Here is a 1,000-nt window from a genome sequence, read left to right on the forward strand (position 1 = left end):
TTAAAAAATTTAAAGCAAAATCATAATCTTACACAAAATTAGTTTTCAAATTGTCATATTGATGATTTTTTTTATTTCATCAAGAGTTTTCGACAAAATTAAAGAGGATTTAAAATAATTTAATTGTTGTTGATGCTGACATAATATTAAATTGAAGATTTCTTCTACCATTTGTAAAATAAATTTGACACCTAATTGTTTTTAAATTTTCAACAACAATTGGCGTCGGATAATTTTGGCGTTTTGTTTTTTCACCAGAGATGAAGCAAACCTTTGGTGTTATTTTTTGTAAAAATGCTAAGCTTGAACTAGTTTCTAAACCATGATGCGGAACTTGTAACAGAGTGATTGGAGATAATTTTTCTCGTAATAAATTTATTTCAATTTTTTACTAATATCACCTGTTAATAAATTTGATATTGACTTATTTTAACCAAAAGCACTAAACTATTATTATTTTCATCTTTATCATTAATTGTTTTATGTAAGACAGTAAATCCTAATCCACCAAATTGAAATGTTTTCAATTTTGTATCATTTTGAATTACTTGTTTAATATTAAAATATTTTTTTACAGTTGGTAAATTATTCTTATGATCATCATGTTGATGTGAAACAAAAATAGCATCAATTCAATTAATACTTGCTCATTTTAAATAATTACTAACTAATTGTTTTGAACGACCATAGCCAACACCAACATCATATAAAACTGTTTTTAAAGTACGCTTGTCTTGAAAAACAATTGTTTGACCGTTACCAACATTTAACATTGTCATTGAATAATGAATACTAGTAAAATATGATTGCAAACTATAACAAATTATTGATAGAATGCAAAATATTCTAAATATTTTGTTTCCAAACACACTTTTATTCATTCCTCATAAAAGAATATAATAGACTTCTTGCATAACCTAGTTATTTTAAAATTCCTATAAAATATATTTAAAATAGAAATTATAGGAATCTAAAATTATGAAATTTGATAAATTTAATT

1 protein-coding gene is annotated in these 1,000 nt (G+C 23.3%); it reads right to left on the minus strand.

Annotation, left to right across the window (positions count from 1 at the left end; translation table 4 throughout):
- Positions 1-404: 404 nt before the first annotated feature.
- Positions 405-779: an MBL fold metallo-hydrolase gene (locus EHV01_RS05930; protein ID WP_422066656.1), complete on the minus strand. Its 375-nt coding sequence runs from the start codon at positions 777-779 to the stop codon at positions 405-407.
- Positions 780-1,000 lie beyond the last annotated feature (221 nt).

This window comes from Spiroplasma sp. hy2, assembly GCF_044714365.1.
Lineage (GTDB): Bacteria > Bacillota_I > Bacilli_A > Mycoplasmatales > Mycoplasmataceae > Spiroplasma > Spiroplasma phoeniceum.